The 17,518-nt window shown below is 60.1% G+C and carries 15 protein-coding genes; 3 read left to right on the top strand and 12 right to left on the bottom strand.

Annotated elements, in window-relative coordinates:
* Nucleotides 1-13: 13 nt before the first annotated feature.
* From PSK12I2_RS0103595 to PSK12I2_RS0103560, 8 genes are read right to left on the bottom strand one after another with little or no spacing between them, the layout of a single operon-like run.
* Complete coding sequence (locus PSK12I2_RS0103595) at nucleotides 14-355, bottom strand: SMR family transporter (protein ID WP_027597336.1); 342 nt, start codon at nucleotides 353-355, stop codon at nucleotides 14-16.
* A complete protein-coding gene (locus tag PSK12I2_RS0103590) occupies nucleotides 352-1,308 on the bottom strand; it encodes a glycosyltransferase family 2 protein (protein WP_027597335.1) in 957 nt (318 codons plus the stop codon). Before PSK12I2_RS0103590 ends, PSK12I2_RS0103595 begins: the two co-directional genes overlap by 4 nt.
* Before the next feature lie 26 nt (nucleotides 1,309-1,334).
* On the bottom strand, nucleotides 1,335-3,383 hold the full coding sequence (locus PSK12I2_RS0103585; RefSeq protein ID WP_027597334.1) for a DUF6311 domain-containing protein: 2,049 nt from the start codon (nucleotides 3,381-3,383) through the stop codon (nucleotides 1,335-1,337).
* Between the two features lie 10 nt (nucleotides 3,384-3,393).
* A complete protein-coding gene (locus PSK12I2_RS23605) occupies nucleotides 3,394-5,157 on the bottom strand; it encodes a glycosyltransferase family 1 protein (RefSeq protein ID WP_161796605.1) in 1,764 nt (587 codons plus the stop codon).
* Nucleotides 5,150-6,337, bottom strand: a complete 1,188-nt coding sequence (locus PSK12I2_RS23600) for a glycosyltransferase (protein ID WP_051398667.1) — start codon at nucleotides 6,335-6,337, stop codon at nucleotides 5,150-5,152. Before PSK12I2_RS23600 ends, PSK12I2_RS23605 begins: the two co-directional genes overlap by 8 nt.
* Nucleotides 6,338-6,353: 16 nt before the next feature.
* Complete coding sequence (locus PSK12I2_RS23595; protein ID WP_051398666.1) at nucleotides 6,354-7,364, bottom strand: methyltransferase domain-containing protein; 1,011 nt, start codon at nucleotides 7,362-7,364, stop codon at nucleotides 6,354-6,356.
* A 2-nt stretch (nucleotides 7,365-7,366) separates the two neighbouring features.
* Nucleotides 7,367-8,584, bottom strand: coding sequence for an ABC transporter ATP-binding protein (locus tag PSK12I2_RS0103565; RefSeq protein WP_027597333.1), 1,218 nt, complete (start codon nucleotides 8,582-8,584; stop codon nucleotides 7,367-7,369).
* The gene (locus PSK12I2_RS0103560) at nucleotides 8,581-9,375 is read right to left on the bottom strand and encodes an ABC transporter permease (protein WP_027597332.1); all 795 of its coding nucleotides are present in this window, start codon (nucleotides 9,373-9,375) and stop codon (nucleotides 8,581-8,583) included. The genes PSK12I2_RS0103565 and PSK12I2_RS0103560 overlap by 4 nt, the downstream gene beginning before the upstream one ends.
* A 392-nt stretch (nucleotides 9,376-9,767) precedes the next feature.
* Between PSK12I2_RS0103560 and PSK12I2_RS23590 the strand changes: the two genes are divergently transcribed.
* Entirely contained in the window at nucleotides 9,768-11,474 is a 1,707-nt protein-coding gene (locus PSK12I2_RS23590; RefSeq protein ID WP_082066432.1) for a cellulase family glycosylhydrolase, read from the top strand.
* A gap of 3 nt (nucleotides 11,475-11,477) precedes the next feature.
* On the opposite strand, the gene PSK12I2_RS0103550 is transcribed toward PSK12I2_RS23590, so the two are convergent.
* The 4 genes from PSK12I2_RS0103550 to PSK12I2_RS0103535 all read right to left on the bottom strand — a co-directional run bounded on the left by PSK12I2_RS0103550 (nucleotide 11,478) and on the right by PSK12I2_RS0103535 (nucleotide 13,958).
* Nucleotides 11,478-11,939 (bottom strand): Lrp/AsnC family transcriptional regulator, encoded by a 462-nt coding sequence (locus PSK12I2_RS0103550; RefSeq protein ID WP_027597331.1) that lies wholly within the window; start codon nucleotides 11,937-11,939, stop codon nucleotides 11,478-11,480.
* A 61-nt stretch (nucleotides 11,940-12,000) separates the two neighbouring features.
* Complete coding sequence (locus PSK12I2_RS0103545) at nucleotides 12,001-13,332, bottom strand: VOC family protein (protein ID WP_027597330.1); 1,332 nt, start codon at nucleotides 13,330-13,332, stop codon at nucleotides 12,001-12,003.
* 107 nt (nucleotides 13,333-13,439) lie between these two features.
* On the bottom strand, nucleotides 13,440-13,688 hold the full coding sequence (locus tag PSK12I2_RS0103540; RefSeq protein WP_027597329.1) for a hypothetical protein: 249 nt from the start codon (nucleotides 13,686-13,688) through the stop codon (nucleotides 13,440-13,442).
* A 69-nt stretch (nucleotides 13,689-13,757) separates the two neighbouring features.
* Nucleotides 13,758-13,958, bottom strand: a complete 201-nt coding sequence (locus PSK12I2_RS0103535) for a hypothetical protein (protein WP_027597328.1) — start codon at nucleotides 13,956-13,958, stop codon at nucleotides 13,758-13,760.
* Nucleotides 13,959-14,156: 198 nt separating this feature from the next.
* Between PSK12I2_RS0103535 and PSK12I2_RS0103530 the strand changes: the two genes are divergently transcribed.
* Nucleotides 14,157-15,971: an ATP-binding protein gene (locus PSK12I2_RS0103530; protein ID WP_027597327.1), complete on the top strand. Its 1,815-nt coding sequence runs from the start codon at nucleotides 14,157-14,159 to the stop codon at nucleotides 15,969-15,971.
* Nucleotides 15,972-16,002: 31 nt separating this feature from the next.
* On the top strand, nucleotides 16,003-17,436 hold the full coding sequence (locus PSK12I2_RS0103525) for a sigma-54 dependent transcriptional regulator (RefSeq protein WP_027597326.1): 1,434 nt from the start codon (nucleotides 16,003-16,005) through the stop codon (nucleotides 17,434-17,436).
* The last annotated feature ends 82 nt before the right edge of the window (nucleotides 17,437-17,518 follow it).

Raw genomic sequence — 17,518 nt, 5'->3', positions numbered from 1 at the left:
TTGGACTCCAGACTTAAGATGCATTCGATAGGGGGGGAAGTGAGAGCAGCGTTATCCCAACGATAACAGCCAGAATACCAGCGATCTTCTGCAGGCTGATTTGCTCACCGAACAGCACGACACCGCTGGCGAAGACCAGCAGGAAGGTAGTACTGGCCATAAGGGGGCCAACCCGAGAGATTTCGTTGAAAGCGAAGATCTTTGCGGTAAGCAAGAAGCTGACGCCGTAGGCCAGCACCGCCGAGATCAGCCAGAGGTTCAAGAGTCCCCCCTTGCTGCCGGCAAACTTGAGAAAGATCTGCGCAACCACGTTCAGAATGATCGCCAGCAAAACGAGATGGGGTACAGCGATCATGACTGCTCCTGCTCGGACTGCGCGACTGACGAACGCGACAGGGATTTTCTCACGAGATACTCGGGCCTGCGCTTGACCTCGTCATAGATTCTGGCCAGGTAATGACCTACTACACCTATGCTCAGCAAAATCACGCCACCGATCATGGCGATGAGAAAGATGACAGTAGTGAACCCATCCTGTGCTTCACCCTGAAATTTCTGCAGAACGCTCAGAGCGGCAAGCAGTACGCCAACAATCAGCGTGGCGAATCCCAGCGCCGAAATGACCTTGAGCGGAAAGCTGGTGAAGCTGGTGATATTGTCGATGGCATAGCGCAGCAGCTTCAGCTTGTTCCATTGCGATGCCCCGCCGCTTCGCTCCGCGACACTGAAGGGAATCTGAGCGCTCGTATAGCCGGTCCAGTGGATCAACCCGCGAAAAAACCGATTGCGCTCAGGTAACGCTAGATAGACGTCGATGACTTGCCGGTCCAGCAGTTTGTAATCGCTGTGCCCATTGAGGTCCATGCCCGACAATTTGCGAAAAGCCCAATAGAATCCCTTGGCAAACAGGCCATCGGCCACGTTGGCATCGCCTCGCTCCGCCTTGACGGCCTCTACGAGCGGGATGCCCTTCCGCCACAAGGCGATCATTTCGCGAGCAATTTGGGGCGGGTGCTGAAGATCCGCATCCATAACGATTGCGGCGGCGCCACGGGCCTCTGCCAGGCCAGCAAGAACCGCTGCCTCCTTGCCAAAGTTTCGCGTAAAGATGACAGGCTTTATCCGAGCATCGAGCGCAGCCAAATCCTCGAGAATTGCCGCAGTCGTATCCTTTGAACCATCATCGACGACTATCAACTCCAAGTCGTAACTTTCGCAAAACAACGTCTCCAGGATGATAGGCAGGTTAGCGCCAATGATCCTTTCTTCGTTGTAGGCCGGAATGACAACCGATATGAGTTCTTTCACCGCGACCACACTCCATCCCTTCCCTATTACCGATCTTTTTCGAGCGTAACTTGCTGCACTCGAAGCTCTTGTACGCCGTTGGCAATCACTCGAAACTCGACTCGCTGCAGAGGCTTGGTTACTTCGAACGTCGTGATCACGTTCTGGCCTGCCACGATGTTACCGGCGGCCAGAGCGATGCGCTGTCCATCGGGCGCGATACCGGCAACATCCCAACTGCCAACGTCCGCGGCTGGATAGGGCTGCGTCGTGGAAACGTCAATCCTGAGCCGGTAGTTGCCAGGATAGAGTTCGATATAGGGACCGAAGGCTAGAAAGCCTTGGGCGTCCGGCGTACGCGTGCGAAGAGCATTGCCATCTGGAACACCGACCAGGCTGCTGAATGACGCGCCAGCCCAGGTGTGGGAATAGCGCAAAGCGGGTGGCGAGACCGCGCCTGGTAGCGAATCAAGCAATGCCCTGGAACGGCTGCAGATCAGGTCTTGTTCGAAGACCACACATTGATCCTGCTCCATGGCAGCCAAGAAGACAGGCGGTATGGCGAAGATCTCACCAGTAAAAGCGGGCATTACCAGCAGGTTGTCACCCGTTATTGCCTGTTCGAGCTCTTGAAGCTTTGCCGCGCAGTCCATGTTCGCGCGCGCCATGTATCCCGTATTGATCGGGGTTCCAGTGTAAGCGGCGCGATACTGGTACTTGAGGATAGAGTCGTCTTTGACCTTTCCGCAGCCGTAGGCTGGGAAGAGATAGAGGCCCTTCGCCTGCTGGAAGGCAGCCAGCCAGGGCTTTTCCAAGGAGTGTCCCGGCAAGTGTGCCTTTTCCCATACCGTCGCCTGGACAGCGCGCACGTCGTAGAGCTGAATGACGACGCCTGCGGTCACCACGAGCACTGCCAGCGCATCTCGCCGCTTGAGCAACAGATAGAGACCGGCGAACAACAGCCCATAGATGGCGGGCCAGATGAATCTGCCCGCTGTTCGAAAGGTCCCGGTCAAATGATCCAGAGCAGCCACAGGAGGCAGGTGGATCAGGATATGGTGCTGCCAGACAATCTTGTTGGACATGGCATAAACGGTGAAACCGGCCATCAACAGCACCAGCCATCCATGACTGCGAATCAAACGCCAGGCTTCTCCTGGTCTAGTCATCACCGCGACCGATAAGACCAGCAGTAGACCAAGCCCGAGATAGGCATAGCCTTCGTATTGGCCACCCGTGCCATCCACGAAGGTACAAAGATTGCCACCGCAAAAGGGCGCAGCCAGATTGAAGGAGAAGAAATCGTACCCCCCGGCATCCGTCGAGCCGTTGGATAGATAGCCAAAGCCTTTCAAAATTGCCAGGCTCAGCAGCACGGCGCCCAGCAGCCAGGCAAAGCCACGGGCTAGCGACATCAATCCGCGACGCCAGGCTTCGAACAACGAGCAGAAATACAGCGGTAGCAGCATCGCAAAAAAATAGGGATGAATCAGTAGGCCCGCCTGAATCAGCACGATGAATCCGAGCAGATGAGCGCGGCGAGATACCAACTGCCTATCCACGATGGCAATGTACAAAGCCAGTCCCAGGATCAATAGACCCTGAGTCATCAGCGCCGTATGCCCCAATCGCCATCCCAGTACGGGAAAGGTCAACGCAAAGGCACAGGCTGTCACGGTAGCGAAAAGCGACTTGATGCGTAGCTTTTCCAGCAGGTAGACCGCGCTTATTGCCTGAAGCCCGTAAACCGCAAGGTACCACCAGCCAAAATAATGAAAATCGGGACTCAAGACTGTCCGCAGCAGTTTGAAAGGTAGCGCTGCCAGTGGAATGCTATCGGTGAACGCGATATTTGCGCCGGAAGGGTGATTCAGTACCGCTGTCTGCAGTAACGGCCAAGTCCATGGGGAGTTGCGGAAGGCATACCAGCCGGAAAGACTTTGAGCGGTATCGCCAGATTGAAAGAAGGCGGAATGGCCAATAATGAATTCCGGTCCAAACAGCCAATAGCCGAAGGCAATTCCCAGAAGCAAGGCGAAGCCATACCTGAACCAGGCTGGACGGTCCTGGTTCAGGAAATCAAGAACGCTATTCATAGATGACCTTTCAACGCTCCTGCAGACGCGCAACCTGGACATTCGATAGACGCAGATCGCCCCTGACCAGTTTGCAGCGGATTTCGAAGTCAGTAACCGACTGCTCCAGATCGATTGTCAGCTCGAGTGTGTGCGCACCGGGCTCCAAGTTCTGGACTTGCTTGCCATGGACTTGAGATCCCTGGGCAGAGGTGGCGTCCAGCACTATCTCGGAAGCGCTCAGAGCGGTGAGAGTCACCTGAACGCGTTGACGACCTGCGCTCACCGACCGATATGGGCCATAGGCCAGCCAGCCGGGACGATCGGCCGAGTGGATTTCCGGCCCCACGTGTACCCCTACCTCGGTAGACAGATCGTAGCCAGGGAGCCATTGCAAGGTCTCCACTGGCAGGTGCTCGAACTGACCGACAAGGTCGGCTACCACTCGCGCGCCGTCATGCCACGTACGAGAGCGATACCCCTCTCTCACTCGCGCCGCACGTTCAGCCAAGACAGCAGGCTGCTGCGCCAGCTGCAGAATTTCCGTCGCCCAGGGACGGGGATTCCAGGCATCCAGATAGGTAACCAAATCTCCACCGACCTCTGGCAAGGAGCCCTGATCAGACGCCAGAACCACCTTGCCCAGTGACAGGGCTTCGCCTACCGGCAAACCCCAGCCTTCGTACAGTGACGGGTAGACGAAATACTCACAGCGCTCATAGAGGTAACGCAGTGCCGAATCCGTGATATGGGTGAATTGAAAAATCTTGCCCTTGGTCAGCGGATCGAGCTCTATGTCCATCAAGAGGTCATTGACACCCCAGCCGCTCATGCCGACAAAAACGAGGTTGGGAATGCTGTCGGCATGCCCTTCTGCACACAGCAGGTGATAGGCCTTATAGAGCAGCTGATGATTCTTGCGGCGCTCTATGGTGGAAACGAACAGAATAAAAGGCTGCTCTGTCAGCTTGCGCAATTCTTCCGAGGGCGGCTCATTACCTTCCGGAACATTATCCCCCAAGGGAAATACCGCGGTCTTGGTAGGAGGCGCACCGGTTTCATCGAGCAAATTGACCAGATCACGTTGCGTTTGCTGGGAGATACATAGAATCAAATCCGACGCATGCGCCAGATCCACAAAGTAAGCCGTGAATTTTTCAGCTACATTGCCTACACAATATTGCGGAAATAAAACCGGGATGAGGTCGTAGCAGCAGGTTATGACGTTGATACCGTATTTGCGCTTGATGTCATACAAATGCGGATACCAACCGCTGTCCCAGTCCAGCCCCATGGAAACGAAGATATCGCCCGGCCGAAACGGACAATTGTTCACACTGACACCAGAATCAACCGTTGACACTGGCGGTTGTGAGTAGCTGAGTTGACGCTGACGGCTGCGCCAGATCACGTAGCGTACGGCAAGCTTCTTGGACTGACGCAGTAATCTGTCGGCATGCGGCTTTGCCCCGGCAGGTACCAGTGAAAACAGACCTTGGGCCAGTTGCTTGGCCGCTTCGCGTTTGGGAATTGGCTTGAACAGATAGTCACGCCGCGATACGGCATTCTCACCCTTTACGGCCGGGACAGAAGACAGATTGGTTTGCTGTGGTTGTATCAGCGCCCTAGCTTCGACAAAAGCATGCCCGTTCCAGTGGCAGGGTCGAACGTCAAATCCGAAACCCGCCATATTGCTGAGTTGTTCGAAGATCGATTGCTCGACCCTAACCACGCCAACGGGAGGCCGCGTCCAATTCAGCGAAGTGGTGACGTTGAACCAAAGGATCTTATTCACTGCAGGCATTCCGTAAGGTGGCGCTAGAGACGATTTCGGCGAGGCAGGACGCCCATAGCACCGAGTCGCGGCGATCGGAGTGATTAGGTACAAGCTCGCCACTCATGGCCTTGCGCAAACCCCGCTTGAAAGCCGCTGCGTCATCGCCCACCACTACACCGCTCGATTCGAGGAAAGACTCGAAACCTCGCATGGCAACTCGGGTCGCCACGACCGGCTTGTTGGCCCACAAGGCTTCCGCAGTCTTGAGATTGGTTCCGCCGCCTTGAGTGATGGGCAGAACGATAGCTCTGGCGGTTGTCAGCAGACCTTCAAGCGTACTTCTCGGGAGAATGCCGGCAGGTATCAATTTGCGTCTCAAGCTGAGCGATTGACTGACGGCAGGACTGTTCATGATGGACTCGGTCGCACTACCCGCCAGCACTATCCGCTCATTGGGTGCCAGGGCTCCAAAGCCGCCACTGAGCATGTCTTCGAATCCTTTCACATTCGGCGGATGCGCACTTGCACAGAAAAGGGCGAAGGGAGCATGAGATGAGAAGCGATTGGCCGCTTCTATGTCAGCCAGGCTGGCGTTCCAGCCTTCCACGCCGTTGGCAGCCAGAATGTAGTCTCGCGCCACCAGGGTCTGGCTGTGCGCAATATCTTCACGAGAGACGCAACAGCACAGATGGCCACGTTGCAGAGCGTAGATCTCGGTCTGTCGAATGAGCGCCACGCATCGCGCCACGTGGGCTTGGTCGAAATAGTTTCCGAGGATACTGCCCTTTAATTGGTACTCGATATTCTGAGAGCCATAGATCAGCGGTGCTTGGTTATTGGTATCAGCCAGATAACGCTCAGCGAATCTCAACAGCCAGGGTTGTTCGACATGGACAACGTCTGGACGGAAGGAGATGCGCGACTTCAAACCTTCATAGTGAGCTGGGGAGTTGGCAAACAACTCGCCGAGACACCAATCTTCCATCAGGAAAGAGTTTTCGATCAGAGCTTTGAAAGCATCACTGCCTGGATACGGGCAAAACCCTGGCGCGCTGGCGTAGTGGTCGCCTCCCAATACGCCCGCCACCTGAACCTGGCACCCCGCATCAATGTAGGCCTTTTGCAGCGCCCGTAGACGCAGCTGTCCGCCATGTAGGGCGGGTTCGGCCGGATAGGTGGCCAACAACAGAACATTCATCAATCTGCTACCTGATTCATCGCCCTATGAGCGCCTTGAGCTTGCGTCTCACGCGAGTGCCAAAGGTCTTGCCCAGCGCCTGCTCGATATTGGAGAGCCGTTCATCTTGCTGCCGATCATGTGCACGATGCGCTTCCTGCTCATCCCGAGCGGAATGCTGACGTGTTTCGACCTCGGTCAACAGTCCCTGCAAGTGGGAAGCTTCAGCAGCTAAGGAAGATACGCTGTCATGCAGATCCGCTACCTGCTGTTGCAGTTGCGCGAGTTGCATCCGCTCACGTTGCAACCCGGCATCGAAGCGCTCGATCACAGCCTGCTGGGATAGCCCACCATCTTGCTCATGCTGGACCAACCTTTCATACACGGCCCACGGCTGATCCGACTTGAACGCGACAAGGGCATGGTCCGGACTCACCGCACCCAGTACGCTTTTCAGCGTTTCAGGCGCTTGCTCATAGAGCTCTCTCTGCTCTTGCAGGCGCAGGATAAAGCTTCGAGAAAAGCCGGCCCATTGCGCATAGAACTGCAGCAACTGGCGAGGCAGAGGATGTAAATGGGTCGGGTCAAGATAGAAACTTGCCGTACTGACCAACAGATTCTCTGGGTTTGGCGTTTCGAAAATCACTACGCCACCCGGACGTAACACCCGAAACACCTCGGCAAACAGCGCTTGCAGCTTGTCGCCGGGAACATGCTCGACAATATGGAATCCCGTCACCATTCCCAAAGAGTCACTGCTACAGCTCTGGAGGTAAGCCAAAGCGTCTGCAAGGTGTGCTTCCAGGCCTTGCTCGTGGCACCGCTGCACCATGCTCTCGTTGGTATCGACCCCGATCCCGCGAAAGCCGTTTTCGGCTAACAACGTCAGCCATTCTCCGCGACCGCATCCCACGTCCACGGCCACGCAGTCAGGAAGTGCTTCGCGCAAGTGATCCAGCACGGGCTGATAGGCTTGCAAACGTCCCTTGATAAGGAACTCTGGTCCGCGATAGATCTGCTCGAATTCCCAGTAAAAATCCTGGCTCATGCTCAAACTCGACAGGTAATGGTGGAAGGCAACCAGGCCATTCCAATGAATTCGGGCTGCCCGGTATTAACCACCGAGAACACCAGTGCCAGGTCCCGCCATTCGTAGTTATTGATCAAATGCGAATCGGCAGAATGCAGCGCGATACAGAAGGAGTAACTGCCTGGTCCCAGTGCCGCGACAAATTCGATCGCGAATTCCACCGAGCCACCAGCCTTGACATTGCGAATGATCTGTTTCTGGTGATAGGTATTGGTGCCGTAGATGGTCTGTCCCAGCCGATCCTTGATCATGTAGCCACAGACCAGTTCTGGTATGTCCTGGTAGGCACGGCAATTGATCTTCAATGAAACACGTTGCCCGACAGAGACGATTTCTACCGCTTCTCCCTTTTCATTGGTCAGGGTGATGTCACTGATCTTGACTTCGCCGGTCCCTGAAATCGTCTGTACCTGCCCAGAGGGCAGAACTCGCGTTTCGATCTTGGAATTTTCCTTATCCGCAATCAGCGCGTTGTAATAGTCTAGAATCTCTTCGGGGTTGCCTTCCCTGACTATGGAGCCGCCATCGAGCAGCAGTGCGCGATCGCACAATGCCTGGATCGAGCTCCGATCATGGGAAACGATGAGCAAGGTCGTGCCCTGCTCCTGAAATTCCTTGATCCGGTTGAAACTCTTGTGCTGGAAGTAGGCGTCGCCTACGGACAGGGCTTCATCGACAATGAGGATCTCGGGGCGATAGGCTGTAGCGACGGCAAAGGCGACGCGCATCTGCATGCCGCTGGAATACATTCGCACAGGCTTGTCGAAGTAATCACCAATCTCGGCGAACTCGGCGATCTCGTCGATGACGGTGGCGATCTGCGCTTGGGAAAATCCCATCAATCCCGCCGTATGAGCCGCGTTTTGCCGGCCGGTCAGCTCTCCATTGAAGCCCATACCCAGCTCAAGTATCGCGGAAATTCGGCCACGGCACTGAAGCTGACCCTCAGTTGGAGCTAGGGTGCCTGTGATGATCTTCAGCAGCGTGCTCTTGCCGGCACCGTTCTGACCGACGATCCCTACCGCCTCGCCAGCCTGCAACTCGAAGTTGATATTTTTGAGAACCCACTTTTCTTCCTTGGGATCCACTCGCCGCCCGAACCAGCCGGCTATGCGATGCCACTCGGATCGATAGGTCTTGTAACTTTTGCCGATATTTACCGCTTTCAACAGACTCATAGGACGTCGACCATTTCTGGCGTAGCTTTGCGGAACACGAACAGGCTTGCAGCCAGCATGACCACGCTAATGCAGCCGAGAATAGCCAGACTCTTCAAATCAGGCGCCTGGTTGTAAACCAGAATTCTATGAAATCCATCAACCAGTCCGTAGAGCGGATTCAGGGACACATAGTCTCTTAAATAGGCAGGGATGATGGTGATCGGATAAACGATAGGAGTGAACCAGAAGAGAATCTGCAACAGAATGGGAACGATCTGACCTATATCACGCATGAATACGTTGAGTACGCCAAGAAACAGTCCAAGAGACATGGCAAAGGCACAGGTAATCAGCATCACCAATGGCAACCAGACAATGGCGACTCCGGGCATATGACCGAGCAGAGCGAAGACAGCCAGCATGGCGATCAGCAGCAAGACATTGTTGCTGATCGCCGAGCCCAATACGATCGCCGGGAGCGTGATCTTGGGAAACAGCATTTTCTTGATCAAATTGCCCTGATCGATAAAGAGGGTCAGACAGCGTCCGATAAGCTCACTGAAAAGGCTCCAGCCCAGCGTACCCGCCATGAGATAGATGGCATAACCATACTTATTATCGATACCTGGCAGGCGCGAAGACAGAATCTCAGAAAGGATCAAGGCGTAGATGGCCACTTGCGTCAGTGGATGCAGAATCATCCACAGACCACCCAGCCGACTCCTGATGAAGCGGGACCTCAGCTCATTGCGAACGGAGGAAAAAATGAACCCCCGATAACTCCAAAGACTTGCTAGAAAAACTCTCATCAATCTTGGCTATCCAGTGATTGTCAGACCCAAAAACGATACGCCGCTCCATCCTCAGACTTCCTGACTAACGGAAGCTACTAGCCTAACGCCATCACTCCAGCGTTCGACGGCGGTCGATGGTAACGCATCGGTAACGCATCGTGCGTCGTAGCGCCGGTTGACCTGCCGGTTTTTTGAAACGGCCCGCTGTGACAGGGCCTCAGGCAGAAGGTTTCGATCAAGGCTTTCCGGCTTCGCCATTCATCACCTTCCCGCTCAAGAAAATCGATCGGTGACAGATACCTGTACTAGTTGCGAATCCAATCCCTTTGGGATGTGAACCGCGCTAAGCCATCCTCCGATCATCAGTCCCCTAGAAAAGATAGGGGACTATCATTTTGTGGCGCCGTATGACCTTTCTGAATAGCAGTCTCAGGAACCTCATTCGATCCCTGGCTCTTACACTGGCCTGTGGCGCCGCTGCGCCCCTGGCTGTGGCAGAGCAGGTTCATCTCGTCGGCCTGAATCTGTCGGGCGCAGGCTTCGCTCCCCAGGTGCTACCGGGCATCAACGGCACTCATTACATCTTCCCGGTAGAAGGCTACTTCAGCCAATGGAGCGCCCGTGGCGTCAAGCTCGTACGCTTCCCAATCCTTTGGGAGCGTTTACAGCCAACCCTGGGTGGTGCCCTGGATCCTACCTACGCGAGCTTGATCGATCGCACGTTTGGCTACGCCCAGAAATACGGCATGCAGATCATCTTGGATTTGCACAACTACATGAAATATCGCGGCACCGTGATAGGTACAGGTGGCGTCTCATATGCCCATTATCAGGACGTCATGACGCGCATCGCACAGCGATGGAGTGGTCAATCATCCCTGTACGCCTACGATCTGATGAATGAGCCCCACGATGCCGTGGAGCAATGGCCCGTTGCCGCACAACGCGGCATTGACGGCATCAGGACGATCGACCGGGTCAGACCGATCATGGTGGAGGGCAATGGTTGGGCAGAGGCTGCCCGCTGGCCGCTATGGAATGACTCGCTGCTGGCACTGAAAGACCCTGCGAACAACCTTATCTTTCAAGCTCACGTCTACTTCGACGGCGAAGGAGGCGGTGGCAACTATGCCAACGCATCTTCCGGCACGACCAGCGAGGACTATGGCGTTGAGCGGGTCAAACCGTTCATCCAGTGGCTGAAGAAAAATGGCAAGCGAGGCATGATCGGTGAATTCGGTGTGCCAGACAGCGATCCACGCTGGAATACCATCATGGGGCGGATGCTGGCCTACCTCAAGCAGAACTGTATCCCCGCCACTTACTGGGCTGCAGGCCCTGGCTGGGGCAATTACAACCTATCGGTTGAGCCAATCAATGGTATCGAGCGTCCTCAATGGCCCACGCTCAAGGCCTATCTGGATGATCGAAGCTGCACGGCGATTGGACCTCAAACCACTCCCAATCTACCTAACAGTGACCCGATGGCTGCCAACCTCGTTGCCAGTGCCTATCAGGACTATCTTGGGCGAGCCCCCGACCAAGCTGGCCTGAACTACTGGTCAGGCGAAATAGCCAGCGGACGGATGTCCCTCGCAGGGGTCATCAATGCGCTGATGGCCAGCCCGGAGTATCAGGCACGAGCCACCGTAGACCGGTTGTACCAAAGTTATCTTGGTCGCAGTGCCGATGCGGGAGGGCTGAACTACTGGTCGGCCCAACTCAGCAACGGAGGCATGTCCACCGCCGCGCTGGTGAATGCACTCAAGAAGAGCGAGGAGTATCAGAGCAAGGTGCGGACCTCCATTGATCAGCTTTATTCTGCTCAGTTGGGTCGTGGTGCAGATGCGGGCGGCATGAACTACTGGACCCAACAGATCGTGGATGGCGGCCTGAGTCTCTCCGACGTGAAGACAGCTCTGCTCCAGAGTGGTGAATATCGTACCCGGGTTCAGCTACAGATCCGCCAGCTCTATCACTCCTATTTAGGGCGAGAGGCCGATAGCGAAGGCCTGCAGGCATGGACCTCACAGGTGACCAGTGGGGCAATGACCGTAGCGGACGTGGCCTATGCCATTCAGCAGAGCAGCGAATATCGGAAACGTAACGGCTGAGCGCTATCGAGAAGTCCCAGCCCCACCCCGCCGATCGATCTTCCGATTCAGGATGATCGACGTCTGGGTCTGCTTGACCCCGTCGAGGTTGCCGATGCGGTCGAGCAGTTCGTCGAGCTTTTCGTGGGTGGTGCAGCGCAGGAAGGCCAGGTAGTCGAACTGGCCGCTGACCGAGGAGACTTCCTCGACCTCGACCATCTTTTCCAGGGCGCGGATGACGCCGGCGGTACTGCGCGGCAGGACGCTGATGGCGCAGTAGGCGCGCACGGCGGCCTGTTCCAGTTCGGAGCCCAGGCGCAGGCCGTAGCCCTGGATGATGCCGTCGCGCTCCAGGCGCGCCAGGCGGGTGACCACCGTGGTGCGCGCCAGGCCCAGCTGGCGGGCCAGGGTGGCGTTGGAGGCGCGGGCGTTCTGTTGCAGCAGGTGGATGAGCTGCCAGTCGGTCGGATCGAGTTTGGTGAACATCGTGGCTGCCTGCCGGGAGCGGGCGTCGGGGCCGGGGGCCGCCGACGCGGGAGCCGCCATTCTAGGCGGGGCGGCCGAGGGCAGCCAGGGCGGCGTCCAGGGAGTCCTGCTGCTGACGTTCGTACAGCGCCATCTCGTCGAGCACCGGCGCGCCCAGGGCGGCTTCGAAGGCGGCGCGATTGCCGCCGCTCTGGTATTCCTGCTGGCTGCCGGCGCCCAGGTTGGACTGGAAGATGCCCGCGGCGCTGACCGGCAGGAAGTCTTCGTAGGTGATGGGATCGGCCAGGAGTTGGCCGGCGGCGATCAGGGCCTCGGGATCGCGGCTATCGCTAGCCGCCTGGCTGCCGGGCGCAGCGCGATAGTGGAACCAGGCCAGACCCTGACGGCGCAGCTCGTCCCAGTTGTCGGGCAGCGCCTGGAACACCTCGGCCAATACCGTTGCGTAGTCGCTTCCCGCCGCCTTGCTGCGCTGGCGGACCTCCTGCAGCAGCTCGTCGTAACGCTGGCGACCGGCCGGCGTGAGGGCGATGCCGCGCTGTTCGATCTCGCCGAAGCGCGCCGTGTGCGAGCCCTGGACCTCGCCCTGGAACAGGATGGGCTCTTCCAGGGCCTTGAAGCTGGTCTGGCGCAGCAGGATGGGGCACTGGCGGCGGGGCGGGCCTTCGATGGTTTCCTTGGGCGCGATGCCGCGGGCGGGCATCTGCGCCTGGACGGCATCGATGTCGAGGGTGCGCGGGGTCAGGTGGTTGATGTGCGGCCCCTTGAAGCAGACCACGTCGGCGATCAGTCGGTGGGCATCGTGCAGGCGGTGGTAGAGACTGGCGTCGACATTGGCCTCGCGGTGCCAGCGAAAGGTCTCCAGGGCTTCCTGGACGAAGGCATCGGCCTCGGCATCCGTCAGCCCGCCCTGGGCTTCGGCGCGCTCGATCAGCTCCAGTGCGCCCGGGGTGAAGATGCGCCGCGCGTTCAGTACCCCTTCGGCCAGCTGGCGCAGCTCGGTGTCCTCGATCAGCTCCAGGCGCAGCAGCGAGGTGAAGACGCGAAACGGATTGACCTGCAGGGCGGCCGGCTCCACCGGACGGAAGGCGGTGGAATGCACCGGCACCCCGGCCACGCTCAGGTCGTAGTAGCCGACCGGCTGCATGCCCATCACGGCGAACAGGCGGCGCAGGGTGGCCAGCTCGGCGGCGGTGCCGACGCGAATGGCGCCATGGCGCTCCAGATCCAGGCGCTCCGCGGAATCTCCGGCGAAGCCCGGTTGTCCGGCGTTCACCTCGGCGACCAGTTCCAGCAGGGTGCCGTACTGGGGCACCTCCTGGCGGTACATCGCCGACATGGCCTGGGAAAAGCGGGTGCGGATCAGATCCGGGGAAAGCAGCGACGCGGCGGTCATGGGAGCGGCTCCTGGCTCAGGCTAGAAGCCGATTTCGACATGCCCGCACGGGCTGCTCAAGCGATCTTTGCTCATTGGATCATTCCCCGAGGGAATGGGCGGATGCCTCAGTGATCCTTGCGCTGGCTCTTGGGCTTCTTCACGTGATCGGTGCCGGTATCGCTGCCCGAGCCGCTGCTGGAACCGTTGTCGGCCGCGCCGACGCCGGTGCTGGGCGCCTTTTCCATGCCATGGGTGCTGGTGGGATCGGGTCGCGCGGGGGTGGCCGGGGGATTGGTCGGGCTGGTCTGGGCCAGGGCGGCGCCGGACAGGCTGAGGCCCAGGATCAGGGCAGAGAGCAGGGAAGAGGTACGCATGGGAGGACTCCTCTGGACGGATGCACTCCCTTTAGGCACCTCCCCCGCGGGGAGGTGCCGCGCCGCGGATCAGCTGCCGCTGGTGCTGGCCTTGTGGACCTTCTTGTGCGCCACCTTCTTGTGGTGGGTGGTGGTCTGCTTGCCGGTCTTGGCCGGGCTGCTGCTCGTCGCGGCAGGCGGTGCCGCAGGATCGGCGGGCGCCGTCTGGGCGAAGGCGGCGGAGGTGGCCAGCAGGCCGGCGAGGGTCAGGCAGAGGGTGGTGCTTTTCATGGAAGTCACTCCTTCGGTGGCTGATTGCAGCCCCAGTTAGCCGCCTTTCGCCCGGCAAAACCGTGTCCCCTTCCACAGCCAAGGCCATTGGTAACAAGATATTTCAATCGACTGCCAAGGCGTTAACAGTCTGGCAACCCCTTCGTCGGGGCCCCGGCTTGGGCATAATGCCGAGACGCCCCCTTACCGTAGCCGCGTATGCCCAAGAGTCCTCATCTCCCCAAGCGCCCCCGCTGGAGCAGCCTGCTGCTGCTGGCCCTGGGTCTGACGCTGCTGCTGATTCCGCTGCGCTATGCGGCCCAGCACTATTACGAGGCGCAACTGGCCGAGCAGAACGGCCAGACCCTGGACCTCTATGTCGCCAACCTGCTGGGCACCCTGAGACGCTACGAGGTGCTGCCGGATCTGCTGGGCGATCTGCCGGTGCTGCGCCATGCCCTGGAAGGCCAGCGCGACGGCAGCGCCCAGGACGCCGCCAGCCAGATGCTGGAAGACATCCGCCAGCGCACCGGGGCGGATGTCATCTACCTGATGCAGGACGACGGCACCTGCCTGGCCAGCTCCAACTATCGCCAGGCGGACAGCTTCGTCGGTCGCGACTTCTCCTTCCGGCCCTATTACAAGGCGGCCATGCAGGGCCAGCCGGGGCGCTTCTTCGGCCTTGGCACCACCTCCAGCAAGCGCGGCTACTATTTCGCCGCCGCCGTACGTGACGGCGCGCGCGCCATCGGCGTGGTGGTGGTCAAGGTCGATCTGGACAGTGCGGAAAGGCTCTGGGGCAACGCGCCCGAGCAGTTGCTGGTGACCGATGACCTGGGCGTGGTCATCCTCACCTCCCATGACGCCTGGCGCTTTCGCGCCACCCATCCGCTGGACGAGCGCCAGCGCGAGCAGGTCAACGCCAACCGGCCCTACCCCACCACCAATCCGGCGCCCCTGACCCTGGTGCCCGGCGACTGGCTGACCCAGACCCGCAATCTCGACGAAGTGGGCTGGAACGCGCAGATCCTGGCGCCGCGGGAGATGGTCGAGCGCCAGGTGCGTAGCGCCCTCTATGTCGGCGCGGCCACCCTGCTGGCGCTGCTCCTGCTGCTGGTGGTCATGACCCTGAGACGGCGCCACTTCATCGAGCGTCTGGCGCTGGATGCCCGGGCCAAGCGTGACCTGGAGCTGAACGTGGAGGAGCGCACCCGCGACCTGCAGACGCTCAACGCTCGGCTGCAGCAGGAGGTGCACGATCGCGAGCAGGCCCAGCGCGAACTCATGCGCGCCCAGGACGAAGCCGTGCAGGCCGGCAAGCTGTCGGCGCTGGGGACCATGTCCGCCAGCATCAGTCACGAACTCAACCAGCCGCTGGCGGCCATCCGCAGCTACACGGAAAACGCCGTGGTGCTGCTCGACCACGATCGACTGGACGATGCCCGCGGCAATCTCAAGCTGATCGGCGAGCTGACCACGCGGATGGCCAACATCATCGCCCACCTCAAGGCCTATGCCCGCGGCGCCCGCCGCGCGCCGGAGAGCGTGGTGCTGCAGGGCGCCCTGGAAGACGCCCTGGCGCTGGTCGCCGCGCGGCGCCGGGCCATGCAGGTGGAGCTGATCCGCGACCTGCCCGATGCGCCGCTGTGGGTGCAGGCCGGCGAGACCCGCCTGCGGCAGATCATCAGCAACCTGCTGAGCAATGCCCTCGACGCCCTGGCGGAAAAGACCAGCACCCGCCGGCTGTGGCTGACCACCAGCATCGACGAGCGCGGCGTGACCCTGATCCTGAGAGACAACGGTCCGGGTTTCTCCAGCGAGGCCCTGGCCCGCGCCCATGAACCCTTTTTCACCACCAAGGCCACCGCCCAGGGGCTCGGCCTGGGTCTGGCGATCTGCGATAACCTGTTGCGGACCCTGGGTGGCCACCTGCACCTGTCCAACCATCTCGACGGTGGCGCCGAGGTGCGCCTCTATCTGCTGCACGGCAAACCCGGGGTCGCGTCGGTACCCCAGGAAGAAGTCCGCGGTTGACCGTGCAGCCCCTTACCTTAGGTTCCTTGCCATGAGCGCCCTGCCCCCCTTCGACCCTGCCAGCCAGATCCTGTTGATCGACGATGACGCCCACCTGCGCCTGGCCTTGAGCCAGACCCTGGACCTGGCCGGCTTCAAGGTGACCACCCTGGCCGATGCCCGCGACCTGGAAATGGCCACCGTGCGCGACTGGCCCGGCGTGGTGGTGAGCGACATCCGCATGCCCGGCATCGATGGCCTGGAGTTGCTCGCCCAGTTGCACCAGCGCGACGCCGAATTGCCGGTGGTGTTGATCACTGGCCACGGCGACGTGCCCCTGGCGGTCCAGGCCATGCGCGCCGGCGCCTATGACTTCCTGGAAAAGCCCTTCGCCAACGACGCCCTGATCGACAGCGTGCGCCGCGCCCTGGGCGCCCGCCACCTGGTGCTGGAGAACCGCAGCCTGCGCCTGGCCCTGGCCGAACGCCATGAACTCCAGACCCGGCTGATCGGCCAGACCCCGGGCATGGCCCGGCTGCGCGACCAGATCGGCGCCCTCGCCGCGACCCAGGCCGATGTGCTCATCCATGGCGAAACCGGCGCCGGCAAGGAGGTGGTGGCCCGTGCCCTGCACGACCTATCGAATCGCCGCGACGGCCCCTTCGTCGCCATCAACGCCGGCGCCCTCGCCGAATCCGTGGTGGAGAGCGAACTCTTCGGCCACGAACAGGGCGCCTTCACCGGGGCCCAGAAGCGCCGTATCGGCAAATTCGAATACGCCAGCGGCGGCACCCTCTTTCTCGACGAGATCGAGAGCATGAGCCTGGATGTCCAGGTCAAACTGCTGCGCCTGCTGCAGGAGCGCAAGGTCGAGCGCCTCGGCTCCAACCAGCAGATCCCGCTGGATATCCGGGTGGTCGCCGCCACCAAGGAAGACCTGCGCCAGGCCGCCGACCAGGGCCGCTTCCGCGCCGACCTCTACTACCGGCTCAATGTCGCCACCCTGCGCATCCCCGCCCTGCGCGAACGCAGCGAAGACATCCTGCCGCTGTTCCGTCACTTCGTCCTGGCCGCCGCCCAGCGCCACGGTACCCCGCTGCGCGAGCCCGATGCCGAGCAGCGCGCCGCCCTGATCGCCCACAGCTGGCCAGGCAACGTGCGCGAATTGCAGAACGCCGCCGAGCGCTTCGCCCTGGGGCTGGAGCTGGCGCTGGACAACAGCGCCTATGCGCCCCTGGCGCCCATGACGGCGACGCCCGTGGCCGCCTCCACGGCGGCAGCACCCGCGGCGGCCGCCCTCGCCGCCGGGCTGGGCGAGCAGGTCGAGGCCTTCGAGCGCGAACTCATCCAGCGCGAACTGGCCCGCCCCCACGCCTCCCTGCGCAGCCTGGCCGAAGCCCTGGGCCTGCCGCGCAAGACGCTGTCCGACAAGCTGCGCAAGCACGACCTGCAGTTCACCGGTGGCGCGGCGGACGACGGGGACTGACCAAGGTCGGCTGGTCGCGCCCGGCCAGGAGTGGCAGAGTGCGACCCTAGGCGTTCGCGCAAGGAGACCCTCTTGACCTCGC

Source organism: Pseudomonas sp. MOIL14HWK12:I2 (genome assembly GCF_000510745.1).
Classification (GTDB): Bacteria; Pseudomonadota; Gammaproteobacteria; order Pseudomonadales; family Pseudomonadaceae; genus Chryseomonas; species Chryseomonas oryzihabitans.
This window is presented reverse-complemented; position numbering and strand designations above follow the sequence as displayed.

Excerpts from the sequence above, each read along its gene's own strand:
- PSK12I2_RS0103595 (WP_027597336.1), bottom strand. The coding sequence starts at position 355 with ATGATCGCTGTACCCCATCTCGTTTTGCTGGCGATCATTCTGAACGTG.
- PSK12I2_RS0103585 (WP_027597334.1), bottom strand. The coding sequence starts at position 3,383 with ATGAATAGCGTTCTTGATTTCCTGAACCAGGACCGTCCAGCCTGGTTC.
- PSK12I2_RS23600 (WP_051398667.1), bottom strand. The coding sequence starts at position 6,337 with ATGAATGTTCTGTTGTTGGCCACCTATCCGGCCGAACCCGCCCTACAT.
- PSK12I2_RS23595 (WP_051398666.1), bottom strand. The coding sequence starts at position 7,364 with ATGAGCCAGGATTTTTACTGGGAATTCGAGCAGATCTATCGCGGACCA.
- PSK12I2_RS0103565 (WP_027597333.1), bottom strand. The coding sequence starts at position 8,584 with ATGAGTCTGTTGAAAGCGGTAAATATCGGCAAAAGTTACAAGACCTAT.
- PSK12I2_RS0103560 (WP_027597332.1), bottom strand. The coding sequence starts at position 9,375 with ATGAGAGTTTTTCTAGCAAGTCTTTGGAGTTATCGGGGGTTCATTTTT.
- PSK12I2_RS23590 (WP_082066432.1), top strand. The coding sequence starts at position 9,768 with ATGACCTTTCTGAATAGCAGTCTCAGGAACCTCATTCGATCCCTGGCT.
- PSK12I2_RS0103550 (WP_027597331.1), bottom strand. The coding sequence starts at position 11,939 with ATGTTCACCAAACTCGATCCGACCGACTGGCAGCTCATCCACCTGCTG.
- PSK12I2_RS0103545 (WP_027597330.1), bottom strand. The coding sequence starts at position 13,332 with ATGACCGCCGCGTCGCTGCTTTCCCCGGATCTGATCCGCACCCGCTTT.
- PSK12I2_RS0103540 (WP_027597329.1), bottom strand. The coding sequence starts at position 13,688 with ATGCGTACCTCTTCCCTGCTCTCTGCCCTGATCCTGGGCCTCAGCCTG.
- PSK12I2_RS0103535 (WP_027597328.1), bottom strand. The coding sequence starts at position 13,958 with ATGAAAAGCACCACCCTCTGCCTGACCCTCGCCGGCCTGCTGGCCACC.
- PSK12I2_RS0103530 (WP_027597327.1), top strand. The coding sequence starts at position 14,157 with ATGCCCAAGAGTCCTCATCTCCCCAAGCGCCCCCGCTGGAGCAGCCTG.
- PSK12I2_RS0103525 (WP_027597326.1), top strand. The coding sequence starts at position 16,003 with ATGAGCGCCCTGCCCCCCTTCGACCCTGCCAGCCAGATCCTGTTGATC.